Here is a 12,892-nt window from a genome sequence, read left to right as displayed (position 1 = left end):
TTAAAGTAGCATGAGGTCTTTAGTCTTTTTGGTAATTTACACCTGTCGCTTCCAGACCTTTCAAGTGTATTATGAAAAGATAGAATTAGCTCAGTTATCTATTTACATTGATGGGGCAGTTGGCGAGTTATATCTATAATCAAAGGCATGGCGTGAAAGCATGTGATCGTGCCAATACGGGCATAAGCACTGCTTGCCTATTAACTTACATAAGGAGAATGTTCTTAATGACCTGGTTGAACAAAGAAATAGCAGAGCGTTGGCGGATTGAAGGAAAACGGTACGCCTCCGAAATTAATAAATACGTACAGATCGGCATGGAACAGGGTTGGTCGGAAAATTTAGAGACTCCGAAAGAAGATCAACGCAGCAGTTTCGCAACCAAGATCGTCGAGATGATTCGTGCGGCTAATCGTGCCGGAGAAACAAAGATATTGCGGGAGGAAATACCGCCTTCATCCTGGCCGATTACGTCCAAGTTTGAGGATCAATTGCAGCCGGTAAAACCTTTAGCTTTTTTGAAGGACGGGAGTTTGCTGGTGCATGCTGGAGGTTCAGGTCTACGTAGCACCGTGTACATGGTGAACGGAGAAAACCTTGATTTAGTTCCTGGAGTGAGCCACGCCGGAGGCTCACGGGACGGCGCTTACGTTGCGCTTGTTAATGAGCAGGGATTTCGGGTAGTCAGCAACATGGCTGCCGACTCAGAAGGAGAGGAAGTTACCGCTTACTCTTGGCAGGATGTGCAGCGCAATCTTAAAGAATCAATATCAGACCTTAAATCCTTGGCCGATGAGGAGCACCCCGAGAGCGTGATAGAGGAAGTCATTCCTTTTAACGAGGGAAGAAGTTTGCTGCTCGTAAGCAGATATGGAATTTATTTGCTGGGTGTCGGTGGAGAAGCCGAACTGCTTCATCCTGCACTCTCAGAGTTGAAAGAGTTCGAGATCGAGGACACGATCGTAGATATGGTTCATGGTGACGTATCCCCTGACGGGCGGTGGTTGGCGTACGGATCGCAGGGCAGCGAGCATTTGCTGAAGGATATGCGAAGCGGTGAAGTGTTTGTTTTTGAACCGACATCCAGCTATCCGCATTTTGCCCGCTTTTCCAAGGATAACGGAGAGGTGTGGTACAACGCTTGCCATTTTTATAATGGGTCGACGTTTAAGGTACCACTCAATAGGGTCGAAGAGGGATTTCCTGATGGCGCTGCAGAAGAATGGCCCGAAATGAACGAGGAGATGCGGGTTTATGCCGCTGCTGCTTTAAAAGAGGGACACATTCTAGGTGATGCCTACGGCTATCTTAAATTGATCGATGGAGAAGGACATGAAATCTGGCGTTATTTTGTGGGCAGTACGATCTTCGGGATGACGGTAAGCGCTGACGAAAAGATACTGGCGGTCGGGACGTACGGAGGCATGCTCCATCTCCTGAGACTGGATAGCAGTGAGAAGAGCGAGTACAGTATTGGAACAGCACCAATTCTGGAAACAGACCGCTGGCTGCTGTGGCAAAATCAGGAGCCGCTGCGTTGGTAGGCTAGCTTGCATGACATTTTAAAAATATACATTGATAATACGAAAAGCAAGCTTCGTATTCTTGTTAAATCGACGATTTAATGTGTTCATTCCATTTTCCGCCGATTCTTTTACATAGATCAGGACGGAAATATACTATCTGCCATAGGATAAAGACGAAATAAGGAGTGCCACGATGAACAAACGTGCCGGAGGACAAGCGCCCTTAAAGGTAATTTGTATTGCAAAGGAACCGATCGAACAGCTTGCCTACACCACCGCCTCATCGGGGAGCCAAGGCGTATCTTACGACTATTTGCCGATATACCTAGGAGAAATACTAGGACTTCCAGCCCAGTTAGATGCCTTGATCGTGACTTCTGATCTTCAGGGCATAGCAGGTCATGGACCCCGCGAGGAACAATCCCCCAAGCTAGTTGGTGAGGAACTGCCTGAAATAGTGGCATTGCTATTGGAAAGTATCCTGCCTCAATATGAGCCTGAACGAGTCGGTGTGCTGCTGTGCGGCGACTTATATGGCGATCCGGTTAAAAGAGGAGCGAGCGGAGATCCGCTTCCAGTATGGGAGGCCTTCCATCAGCATTTCGGTACCGTGCTTGGCGTGGCAGGCAATCACGATTTATTTACGGCGGAGGGAGCGGACTGGCTGAAGGCCGCTTCAGGCGTGAATTTATTTGCCGAGCCTAAAATAGCCACATATTGTGGCATGACCGTTGCCGGACTGGGTGGCGTTATCGGAAGAGCAGACAAGCCGAACCGTATGCCAGAAGAGAAGTACTTGGACACGTTACAAAAGCTGCTTCACCGTGGTCCTCAGGTACTCATGCTTCATCAGGGGCCCGACTTCCCTAGTCAAGGGCTTCCCGGCCACGCAGGAATGCGGCGGATGGTGGAAGCTTTTCCTCCAATGATAATCTGCTGCGGACACGTACATTGGGATCAGGCGATTGCAGAGTTAGACAACGGCACTCAGGTGATCAATGCAGATGGGCGTGTGCTCATATTCACCGCTGCTGAAATGGATTAGGTAACTGTAAGTGTAAGGTTTGCAGTGGTTAAACATAGCTAGACCGATTAGCAGACAAACGACCTAGAGAGGCGAAGATGGCTATTCTGCGGAGAAGCTTGCGTTCTATTTCGGGGAATATCTCTAGCCCTCTACGAGGAGAGTTAGTCATTTAGCCAGCTATCCTGATAGCGTGGATTAATTGGGTTACAAAACTGCGCTTACTTGCGAAAAGGAGAATGTACATATGGATAAGCAGTCGTACGCAAGATATCTACTCCGTCTTATGGATGAGGAAGTAGATTCCGATGATGCAGTCATCGAAGATAATGAGCTATATGGATATTTTCAAATGTACATGCCTAGTGGAGAAGGTGTAGAAGCTACCTTTGCGCCACTTGAAGATGGAGATGCCTATTTACAGCGGATTAAACGGATGTATGAACTGCTAGATCCAGAGGATTTCAACGGAGACACAGTGCCCGGCTATTTCAACAGCAAAACTGGAGATGTGCCTCAAGATGTGCTGATAAGATATGGTGAGCAGCTTATTAAAGGGCTGAAGGAGCTGCTTGATGAGTTTGAAGATTTGGATGGTGTGGCAGATGCTGCGGCATACCTGTCAGGAATAAAAGAAGTTCAGCTTCTACCGCATGGGAAAATAAACACGATCCGCCAAGCACATGATCCTCATGTGTACGAGGCGCTATTTGAAGTTGTGAGTGAGCACAAGGATTACGATGCACCGATTGAAATTCTGGATGAGGCCTATTACTCGATTGCCTGCGATTATTGGATCTCTTATTATTTGCAATGGCACCGTTACAGACTTAAGGGCGACCCATTCGACGCGTATTTCGAGCTGTATCGACTAGGGTATTTCGCAACCTTTTCAGAGCACAAGCTGTATATCGGATCGTGAACGGAAGTTGTATGTTGATGCGTGATAATATGTGACAAAAAAGAGTTGAAAGAGGCGAGGCTGCGTTGATAACACCGAATGAGATCTCAACTATGATTCGTGCTGACGGATTTTTTGAGCGTGTTTTCGAAAAAGAAGTGGATTGGGATGCAGAATTAGATGCTAGAGATTCTTCTGCATTCGATGAGGCATGGAACTCTAGCTACAAAACAGTACATGATTTAGATCCATCTGAGAATGAAATTATTAGGAATATTAGGGAGTTTACATTCAAGCAAACGTTTCGGCTCACGCAAAATCCCGAGCTGGCTGGTTATGTGTCTGATGACCTTGGCCTCATTGCCAAAGCTTTCGACAGCAATCATGATCATGAATTTATCAATAGCTTATGGGAGTCCTATCTTCAAGGGAGATTCCCGAAATTATGTAGTAAATGAACGTTCTATGTGACGGAGGTAACTTAGGCAATGATTGAACGGATTCCATGTAAAACGGAAGGCTGCGGCGCGACGATTCTGCCAACCACGGCGGCCAAAACAGGCGGGTTCTGTATGCCCTGCCATCAGGAGCAGGAACGGCAAAAACGGCAAGCGTATATTGAACAGCATCGGAGAACGGTGGATTTGTATGAAGATTTGACGGGCCGAGTGGACATTTTGAAGATCATGCATGAGCCGAGGCGGTATGACCCGCTGATTCAGTATGTTCCTTACCCGTTAAGTAAAGAGCAGGTATATGTATCAATAACGGCTGAAGAGGCAGGTCAAATGCTGAGGTATGCGGTGGAGCTATTGGATGCGGGCAATGAGGATGGAGCAGAGCAAATCCTATTATCGCTCGTATGTTACCGCAATGATGATATTTCAGGAGTTCTGCCCAAGCTAATAGAGCGTGATATGTATCATTCCTCGATCTTATTTAAGGATGTGCCGCCCGAGATCCGTAACCGGCTGCTGCAGCAGGTGAAATGGGACGATGATAACCGCAATCATCTCCTGCTCATATTAAGCTGGATTGGTGACGCTGAGGTTGTGAGACAGTTTGAGGAATGGCGGCTGAATCCGCCAAAGTGGGCGGAACAGTTATTCGTCAATCCTGACATGTATGCATTAGAGGGGGGATGGGAGCTTGCATCGAATGGGGAAAGACGCGAATTAATCAGTAATTTGTGTTATGCGATTCGGGCAACGGATGAACAACAGGATTGTACAGGAGAAACGCCTGATGCTCATTTCCTTAAAACGAGCAATTCGAATTGCCCATGGTGCGAGAGGAAGCTGACTGTTTTCATAGATGCTGACACCACTCATCCATCTTTGGCCTATCTCGGCCTGTCTATAGAACGCCTGCAAGTGGCATCATGCGAGCAATGCGGATGCTTCAACACCATTTACATGGAGCTCGATCATCAGGGTGTGCCGACTTGGAGCCAGTATAACGAGAAGCCCGATTATTTGCCTGGTTTGGATGATGAGGACAGCAGCGCTGCAGCAGCCTCAGCTAAGCTTAGCCTAGCATCCGAGCCGCAATCTCCGTACTTTGCTGCGAGTTGGGCATTGACTCAGCTGGATTCGCAAATCGGGGGGCATCCAAGTTGGGTACAGGATGCCGAATATCCGCTTTGCCCTTGCTGTGCCACAAGAATGCGGTTTATCGGTCAACTGGACTGGGCGGATTTCGACCAGTATGGTGAAGGCATTTTTTATATGTTTATTTGTACAGAGGATAGGTTGACGGCGACATTGTATCAGCAAAGCTGATTCATACATGCTCAATTCCCTGTCTTATAACAAGGGAGGATCTATTAGTGAATTGGAAGGAAGTCAGCAAGACGAAAGACCTCAATGTCGTTCGAACGGCTGCTGCCGAACTGGATGTGAATGAACGGGACGAGCGGGGCAGAACGCCGCTGATGCTGTTTCTGACGAATCGAATGCCTGTTCATGCAATCGAGGTATTGATTGAACAGGGGGCTGCGCTTGAGCTGGAGGACAAGCTTGGGGATACGGCATTGAAAAAAGCGATCAAGTTCAAGCAACCTGATGCGATAATGAAGCTAATCGAGGCAGGTGCCAAGCTCGACTCGCCGCGGGGCATCTTAGCCACCGCTTGGAATGCAGCTCGCGGCGACAACAGACTCGCTGATCTGCTGCTTGATACAAAGGGAGCGGTTCGTCTAACGTTGACGGCGCAAGAAGAGGAGACCGTTGATGAGATTTTATATGAGGAATCTCTGAGTATGATGAGTAAGAAGATTCGTCTCTTAGATTCTCCCGTACTGCTTCATGCTGTCGTGAATGGCTACAACTGGGACGATGGGTCGGAACCAATGTTGGCCGCCTTTCAGAATCCCGCTATCCTGGAGATCACTCTACTGGACATGTACGAGCTGCTGGAAGGGGATTACTGGCTGGAGAAGGATGAGTCGAAGCTCCAGAAATCAACAGAGGGGATGCGTTGGAAGGAACTTGCTGTAGGGTTGAAGGGGAGATTGGAGCAGACCTTAGCGAACTGAGGCCAGTTTTCATGTCGACATGTATGGTGGACAGCAGTGTAGAAGGTGAACATATATTTATGTTTTGAGCAGGAGGAGAAACCATTGAATCGAGCTGTTGAAGCATTTCTGAATGATGTATGGGAGGAAATTAATTCGATTTACGCAAAAGAAAGCAAAAGGCTCAACGAGTTTAAGGATAAAAGAAGTTTACAGGCTGGGGTCAAGGATTATCTTCGAATCGCATGGAGAAAAGGCAAGTTTACCTGGGCCGCGGGGAACATTCATATCGATGACTACAAGCCGTTATCCTGGAGTGACAATTCATATAAAGTCAAAGCAGGTGCATACATCACGGAGTTAACCGATGAACTTCTCATTGAGGAATTCTTTCCTGCTTTGTGCGATCGTGTAGAGCGACTGTTCCACTCTGAGGAGTTGGGAGCGCGTTTTTTTGATTATAAGTTTGAAGTTGTATTGGAGTTTGAATGGGAACAGTCGAAATTATCACTTAACGAACAGTTCATAAATGAGCCAAAGTTAAATCAACTGAAACAGACACTAGAGCAGTTTATTCAAACAAAGGTGTTATCTGATCCCCCTGTGCAACCCGCACAAGATGACTATTTCTTTTTTGCCAGCCATTTGATTAATCCTGATCTCATGAAGCAGGAAGTAAAAGAGATCGAACCATTGATCCGAAGACTGAATGACAAGCTGAAGGAGAACCAGAAACGCAAGCGGGATTGGAGCCACCGATATACTTATACCTTCAAACGTTGGTCAGAGGATCACTTTTTACCGCAGCATTTTAACCAAACCGGTTATTATAGTAACGAATGGGTGCTGAAGGAGGAAGCGATTCGTTCTTCCGCAGATGCTGAAGAATTGGAGTTCTTTATTTATGCAGCCCTACAGATTGGCTTAACCGAGCCAGATAATCGGCTGAAGTATCTGGAACTTGCGGCGCAATTGGGTTCCAAGCGAGCAGCAGATTATTTGAAAATAGGCAGCGGTAAATTTGCGAGCACCTATCGGGGAGAGAAAGTAGAGGCCCGCAACAATGACGTAACGAAGACGATCGACATCCGGATTCTCTCTGAAGAGGAAGCGGCTTACGGTGAAGCGCTCGATTATATCATCGATCTATTGCGGCAGGAATTTCCCAAAGAATACAACCTTAAGCTGAAAAGCAGCCAAAAGCATGTGCTTCCGTATAAAAAGCTGGCGAAGTCCAAGCTGCATCGTTTTTTTGCCAATGCACTCAGCTATCCGGCGTTGTTCCCCAAAGTTGCAGAATATGCGGATACGGCAATGGAGGAGTTCGCATGGTACGGTGATGTGGAGCCGAGCGAGAAATCGGCTATGCCGGGCACTTATGCCGTATTAGGTCTTGGCTTATTCAGCGAGGATTATTTCCCGTTGGTATCCCGTTATATGGGCATGGTGGATACGGAGCACCAAATGGTGCAGGACGGCTATCCACAGGCATTTATAGAGGCGCATGGCGTCAAGGCAGAGCATATGCCAGTGATCGTCTCCATGCTCCTGGGAGGCATTGATGAGGGGACAAAGGTAAAAAATCTGACTATCGACCGCCCTGAGCTTGCCGAGGCGCTTATCGAAGCATTGAAAGACAAAGAGAATTATCAATGTGAGATGGTTGTGTGCCGAGTCTTTGGAAGCGTGAAGAAGCTGGAGGGAGCGGTACGAAAAGCTAAAGCACCGCTAAAAGAAAGGCTGGAGCAATTGCTCGCGCTCTCACGCTGTTAACGCATTTGAAATAATTTAAGCGAAAAGATAAATAATTAGGATGGCCGCGACTTTTTGCTTATAGATGATGAAGTGTATAAATGATGTTATGAATAAACGAAGATATGCACATAATGGGGGAAATAAAATGGAAGAGACGGATATCTGCGACACATGGTTCAATTTTGCCATGGCCTTTGTGGATAAGAAGAATGAATCCGGCTGGGACGCTTTGACCTCGGAGGAACAAGAGATTGCTGCCTTGTGGCTGCTGGAAGCTGACCTCTATAACGGCGGGTTTATTCAGTTTTTCTGCAATTGGGGACAAGCGGCATATCTCCATGCGATTCGAGCGTTACAAGCAATTGGAGCGGTGCATGCACTCGAAATCATTCAGACCGGATATTCCTGTATCGAACGTTTGTCTGGAGACAAGCGCCTTGCACAGCTATGGGATATTCCGAAGTACCTTACTGAGGAAGAGATCGAACGGCTGGATAAGCTGGATGAGCAATATTGGGAAGACCAGGACCATATCGCGGAAATGGCACATCGATATTACGTGGAGACGTTAGGTATCCACACCCCGTAGAAGAGAAGATTGCGAATGCCGCTGCAAAGTGGCTTTTCCATTACTAAAAAAGAAGAGTCCGCGTTCATCGAACGTGGGCTCTTTTCGTTGCTTGACCAATACGTCTTTAATGCGTACTAAAAAATCCTTACTCATATAGCAAATCTTCTACTGAAATCGTCCCCTTGCATAGTTCAATAAAGGTACCTGCAATATGTACTGCGTCCTCGTAACCTAGATTTCCCGAGTGAGTCACGAGAATAGGATATTCGGTCTGCTCCTGATCACTGCGCATATCCCAAGCATAATGATGCCCGCACCCATCCATGGCAAAGGAGACCGCCCCCGGCATATATTGTGGAAATTCATAAGCCAGAAGCATGACTCTTAACTCATCGGCGCTAAAAAACTGAAAATGCCGCTCACCATTTGCGAATTCGCCGCCATTGGAATAACGAAGTAGATCAAGATATGTGGCAGGCAGACGCTTTCTTGGAATGGACCATTTTGACGGATCAAAAGGCTGGAATAATTGATGCATGGGATCAGACTTAGGAAAGGGATTGCGTTGTCTCCCCGAAATTTCTATTATTTCGTCCTTGGATAACGGTTTGTTCCAATTGTCCAGAACGTGTTCCAATTCTTGTTCTGTCACTCCGGGAAGCTCTTGATAACGCACTTCGAATACGGATTTCCAGTTCATTCCGTCATACCTCCTTTGAAATCTTGCTGAATGATTACGTATTCATATTAGATTCATCTCAATTATCCTGTTACATTAACCAGCCTCAATCTTACCTCAACATGTCCTACTATATAGGGAGATATCGATAATTGTCCACTGTGGATCACCGCCCGTGTCAGAACAATTTGCTCCAATCTATCTACTGTATTAGACAGATATTCATTTCGAAATATACAACTTAAAAAAATTAACCAGGAATGAGAGACACCTTCGCATTACCCGTGTTGTATGTAGGAGGCGAAATACTGGAAAGCAGTGCAAAAAAGAATAGTGTTGACATTATAAAACTACAGTTGTAGTATTAACTTATAACTACGTCTGTAGTTCAAATATTGCAGAACGATTAGGAGAGGAGTAGTACAACATGAAAACAGCAACAAAAGTAGCAGTCGCAGCACTAAGCAGTATGTTATTACTAGGTTCGACGGTGAATTTGATGGCCGAAGCGAAACCGAACGAGAATGTCCCAAAAGTCGCTGTTAATAAAACAGCCAAGTCATCAAAAGCAATACCTGCGGAGGACAAAAAGTTTATTGAAAATGAGGTCAAGCGAGTAAAGGAACTGGTCAAAGCGTCGGGTGATACATATGTCTTGTATTATAAATACAAGGCGTTAAATAGCGGACTAGATATTAGCTATTGGGGGCTCACACACGAATACACATCTTACGAGGATTACTTGAAAAAAGCTTCTATTTTAAAGGGATCCATTTTGCAGCAGCCTTCAAACCTTCCAGAGGGATATACGTTTTCCAAAGCCATAATTGAAGGTCCAACAGGTGGAAAGTTCATTGAAGCGCTAAGAGCCGAGGGTCAAAAGAGTGGAAAACCTATCTTCACGAAAAAGTTGGATTGGAAAGAGGCAGCAACGATCAGTCTTAAGTACACAAACGGAACAGATACGCTGACCTTTTCAAAGTATACGGTAGATGCAAAGGGAAGTAAGAAAAAAGGATATTTTGACGATGACCTCCCGGCGAAAGTTTTTCCAAAATACGTTTATTGGCAGGATGGCGGCAAATTTGGCTACAGCATTTCAACTTCATCAGATATAGCCAGGAAACAGAAAATTGAAATACTGAAAGCAGCAATAAAGAAATAATATTTCATTATTGGACATCCCTAAAAAGTGGCTTGTGAACTCACGTGCTGACCATCATTCCCGCAGTGGTAAGTATTATGTATGCATGTAACCGCAATGAGAACAAAGGAGATGCACAAAACGTATTGACATGATCAAACTACAATTGTAGCATTAATTATAACTACATACGTAGTCTGATTAAATTGACTTTGGAGGTTACATGCATGAAACAAATACCACCTATTACGGATGCTGAGCTGGAAATTATGCGCGTGTTGTGGATAAATCCTGATTGCCCTTCCAGCGAGGTCGTCAAGCACATGACGGATCGGATGGGATGGAGCCCGAATACAACAAGGACGCTTCTCAGTCGTCTAGTACAGAAAGAAGCGGCGGGTGCAAAGTTAGAAAAGGGTTCGAAACGTGCTCAATTATTTTATCCACTTCTCAGTGAGCAAGACTACCTGAGATCTGAAACCAAATCCTTTATGAAAAAGCTGTATGGCGGGGCATTAAAGCCGATGTTGGCTAACTTTTTGGAGGATAAAAAGCTGAACAGGCAAGAGATCGAGGATCTGAAGGCATTATTTGATGATAATGACAGTGGCGGTGAGCGAGAAGAGAGAGATAGCTGATGAGTCTTACATTACAAGGGAGTTTAATGTCAGTTTTTGGCTGGGTAATTCGTGGATCGATCATGGCCGGCATCTTGGTCTTGCTTGTCCTGATCCTGAAATTTCTTCTGAAAAACAAGCTTGAAGCAAGATGGATATATTTGTTGTGGCTACCTGTGGCTATCCGTTTACTGCTTCCGTGGGCACCGGAGTCTTCGCTTAGCCTCTACAATGTCTTTTCATTGGAGAGCATGTCGCCCGGTATTCAGCAGCAAGGTCAAATTTCGCCGTTGTGGTACAAATTGTGGAAGGGATCAGTGGACATGGGCGAACCAACAGCTCATGTAGTACATTCTTTTAACGCAGAGAAAAGCATCCATATAAGGGGATCCGTGCAAGTATCAGTTCCGTCGTATGAATCGGGAATCGTGCAGGAAAGGCATTTCTGGTGGAGCGGGTTCAAGCAACTGGATTTCATAAATATGCTGATGTGGGTTTGGCTTGTAGGTGTTTTGCTGTTTGCTGCGAAAACGGTATTCGATCAAGTTCGCTTGAAACAAGCCCTGCGTGCAGGCCGACATATCGAAATGCCTTATTTATCATCCGTGTTTCAGGAGACAAAACAATTATTGGGCGTGCAGCGCAAAGTGCAGTTTGTAGCCAGCGAGCTTATTCCTGGGCCAGCCGTGGTCGGTTTTCGCAAGCCTGCGATCGTCATTTCGCCAAGTCTACTCGTTACGCTGCAAAAGGATCAGCTTCAGTATATTCTGGCGCATGAGTTCGCCCACATTAGGCGACGAGATGTACTGGTGAATTGGATCGTGCACAGCATCCTGATACTCCACTGGTTTAATCCACTATTATGGCTTGCCGTATATAAAGCAAGACAGGATCAGGAGATGGCCTGCGATGCATGCGTGCTGGATCAGATGAGTCCACAGCAAAACAGTGCATACGGGCAAACGATCATCCATGTGCTGGAGCATTTTTCAGGAAACCATCATAAGCCGGGACTTGCTGGTTTATCTGCTACGCATAAACAAATGAAAAGGAGACTTATAATGATCAAACATTTTAATAAAAAATCATATCGCCTGTCCATTCTGGGGATCACGATGATACTCGCGCTTGGCAGTGTGACGTTAGTTAACGCAAAGGAAAGCAATGCTGGGAGTGAGCTACAAGCAGCCTCCGTTCAATTGAAACAGGATACCAAAGCCGCTGTGAACAGTCAGCCAGAGATTATTTATCCGGAAGGGGATATAGACCGCACGCTTTACAAGAAAGAAGTGGAAAAAAATCTTGAAAAAGCCGCAGCAGCAGCTAAGGCTCTAACCGGAGAGGAAAAAAAGTTTATCGAGGATGAAACTAAGAGAGTGAAGGAATTGCCAAAAGAAACAGGTGTTTCTTATGTTATGTACCATAAATATAAGGACTTGAATAGTGGATTTGATCTTAGCTTTTGGGGAGGCGTGTCACTTGAATACACTTCCTACGAGGACTATTTAAAAAATGCGTCTGTTTTGAAGGGGCCTCTCGTGCAGGAACCTAATAATCTTCCAAAGGGATATACGTTCTCCAAAGCAAGGATTGATGGTCCAACAGCAACAGAGGGCAAGTTCATTGATGACCTAAGAGCCGAGGGCAAAAAGAGTGGCAAACCTCTCTATACGAAAAAGATGGAGTGGAACGAGGCTGCAACCCTCCGTTTAGAGTACACGAATGGGAAAGACACGTTAACTATTTCTAGATATATGCTAGACACAGGAGAAACTGATAAAAAGGGATTCTTCGAGGATAACTTCCCTAAGCATATATATCCAAAATATGTTTTCTGGAATACCGACCAATTTGAATATAGTATTTCAACCTCATCGGATATGAGCAGGGAACAGAAGATCGAAATTCTGAAAGCAGCCGTAGAGAAATAATATTTTTGATCCAGATATAGGTCTTGAACTATAAGCCCATACAGTCCTGAAAATAGGGTTGTATGGGTTATTTTATTTGAACAAGGACTAATATACCTCTCACCAAGCTCATTACGGGGTTAAAAAATAAGATTGCAAACTTCGAATAAATAGAGTTAGACTCTATCCATCGTTTAATGTGACTTAAGATAGCGAGAAATCAAAAAAGAACCTGGATCGTTTAATCAGG

The 12,892-nt window shown here is 45.5% G+C and carries 12 protein-coding genes; 11 read left to right on the top strand and 1 reads right to left on the bottom strand.

Annotation, left to right across the window (positions count from 1 at the left end; translation table 11 throughout):
* The first annotated feature begins 227 nt into the window (after window positions 1-227).
* The 8 genes from MH117_RS06710 to MH117_RS06675 all read left to right on the top strand — a co-directional run bounded on the left by MH117_RS06710 (window position 228) and on the right by MH117_RS06675 (window position 8,310).
* A complete protein-coding gene (locus tag MH117_RS06710; protein WP_239327910.1) occupies window positions 228-1,544 on the top strand; it encodes a beta-propeller domain-containing protein in 1,317 nt (438 codons plus the stop codon).
* 175 nt (window positions 1,545-1,719) lie between these two features.
* On the top strand, window positions 1,720-2,571 hold the full coding sequence (locus MH117_RS06705; protein WP_239327909.1) for a metallophosphoesterase family protein: 852 nt from the start codon (window positions 1,720-1,722) through the stop codon (window positions 2,569-2,571).
* Window positions 2,572-2,797: 226 nt separating this feature from the next.
* A complete protein-coding gene (locus MH117_RS06700) occupies window positions 2,798-3,472 on the top strand; it encodes a hypothetical protein (RefSeq protein WP_239327908.1) in 675 nt (224 codons plus the stop codon).
* A gap of 92 nt (window positions 3,473-3,564) precedes the next feature.
* Window positions 3,565-3,909 carry a hypothetical protein gene (locus MH117_RS06695; RefSeq protein WP_239327907.1) on the top strand — a complete coding sequence of 115 codons (345 nt, stop codon included), beginning with the start codon at window positions 3,565-3,567 and terminating at the stop codon, window positions 3,907-3,909.
* 30 nt (window positions 3,910-3,939) lie between these two features.
* Window positions 3,940-5,232: a DUF1963 domain-containing protein gene (locus MH117_RS06690; RefSeq protein WP_239327906.1), complete on the top strand. Its 1,293-nt coding sequence runs from the start codon at window positions 3,940-3,942 to the stop codon at window positions 5,230-5,232.
* Between the two features lie 47 nt (window positions 5,233-5,279).
* A complete protein-coding gene (locus MH117_RS06685; protein WP_239327905.1) occupies window positions 5,280-5,987 on the top strand; it encodes a DUF4274 domain-containing protein in 708 nt (235 codons plus the stop codon).
* An 84-nt stretch (window positions 5,988-6,071) separates the two neighbouring features.
* Window positions 6,072-7,739 carry a DUF6138 family protein gene (locus MH117_RS06680; protein ID WP_239327904.1) on the top strand — a complete coding sequence of 556 codons (1,668 nt, stop codon included), beginning with the start codon at window positions 6,072-6,074 and terminating at the stop codon, window positions 7,737-7,739.
* Between the two features lie 127 nt (window positions 7,740-7,866).
* Window positions 7,867-8,310 (top strand): DMP19 family protein, encoded by a 444-nt coding sequence (locus MH117_RS06675; RefSeq protein ID WP_239327903.1) that lies wholly within the window; start codon window positions 7,867-7,869, stop codon window positions 8,308-8,310.
* 127 nt (window positions 8,311-8,437) lie between these two features.
* Here the strand turns inward: MH117_RS06675 and MH117_RS06670 are convergent, their stop codons facing one another.
* The gene (locus MH117_RS06670; protein WP_239327902.1) at window positions 8,438-8,992 is read right to left on the bottom strand and encodes an SMI1/KNR4 family protein; all 555 of its coding nucleotides are present in this window, start codon (window positions 8,990-8,992) and stop codon (window positions 8,438-8,440) included.
* A 406-nt stretch (window positions 8,993-9,398) separates the two neighbouring features.
* On the opposite strand from MH117_RS06670, the gene MH117_RS06665 reads away from it, so the two are divergent.
* The 3 genes from MH117_RS06665 (at window position 9,399) to MH117_RS06655 (ending at window position 12,663) form a co-directional block, all read left to right on the top strand.
* Entirely contained in the window at window positions 9,399-10,136 is a 738-nt protein-coding gene (locus MH117_RS06665; RefSeq protein ID WP_239327901.1) for a hypothetical protein, read from the top strand.
* 206 nt (window positions 10,137-10,342) lie between these two features.
* Entirely contained in the window at window positions 10,343-10,753 is a 411-nt protein-coding gene (locus MH117_RS06660) for a BlaI/MecI/CopY family transcriptional regulator (protein WP_239327900.1), read from the top strand.
* Window positions 10,753-12,663, top strand: coding sequence for a M56 family metallopeptidase (locus MH117_RS06655; RefSeq protein WP_239327899.1), 1,911 nt, complete (start codon window positions 10,753-10,755; stop codon window positions 12,661-12,663). The genes MH117_RS06660 and MH117_RS06655 overlap by 1 nt, the downstream gene beginning before the upstream one ends.
* Window positions 12,664-12,892: the final 229 nt, after the last annotated feature.

Source organism: Paenibacillus sp. ACRRX (genome assembly GCF_022346885.1).
In the GTDB taxonomy this organism is placed as follows: Bacteria; Bacillota; Bacilli; order Paenibacillales; family Paenibacillaceae; genus Paenibacillus_B.
This window is presented reverse-complemented; position numbering and strand designations above follow the sequence as displayed.

Coding starts and splice junctions, on each gene's coding strand:
- MH117_RS06655 (WP_239327899.1), top strand. CDS start 10,753: ATGAGTCTTACATTACAAGGGAGTTTAATGTCAGTTTTTGGCTGGGTA.
- MH117_RS06695 (WP_239327907.1), top strand. CDS start 3,565: ATGATTCGTGCTGACGGATTTTTTGAGCGTGTTTTCGAAAAAGAAGTG.
- MH117_RS06705 (WP_239327909.1), top strand. CDS start 1,720: ATGAACAAACGTGCCGGAGGACAAGCGCCCTTAAAGGTAATTTGTATT.
- MH117_RS06665 (WP_239327901.1), top strand. CDS start 9,399: ATGAAAACAGCAACAAAAGTAGCAGTCGCAGCACTAAGCAGTATGTTA.
- MH117_RS06660 (WP_239327900.1), top strand. CDS start 10,343: ATGAAACAAATACCACCTATTACGGATGCTGAGCTGGAAATTATGCGC.
- MH117_RS06670 (WP_239327902.1), bottom strand. CDS start 8,992: ATGAACTGGAAATCCGTATTCGAAGTGCGTTATCAAGAGCTTCCCGGA.
- MH117_RS06700 (WP_239327908.1), top strand. CDS start 2,798: ATGGATAAGCAGTCGTACGCAAGATATCTACTCCGTCTTATGGATGAG.
- MH117_RS06690 (WP_239327906.1), top strand. CDS start 3,940: ATGATTGAACGGATTCCATGTAAAACGGAAGGCTGCGGCGCGACGATT.
- MH117_RS06675 (WP_239327903.1), top strand. CDS start 7,867: ATGGAAGAGACGGATATCTGCGACACATGGTTCAATTTTGCCATGGCC.
- MH117_RS06710 (WP_239327910.1), top strand. CDS start 228: ATGACCTGGTTGAACAAAGAAATAGCAGAGCGTTGGCGGATTGAAGGA.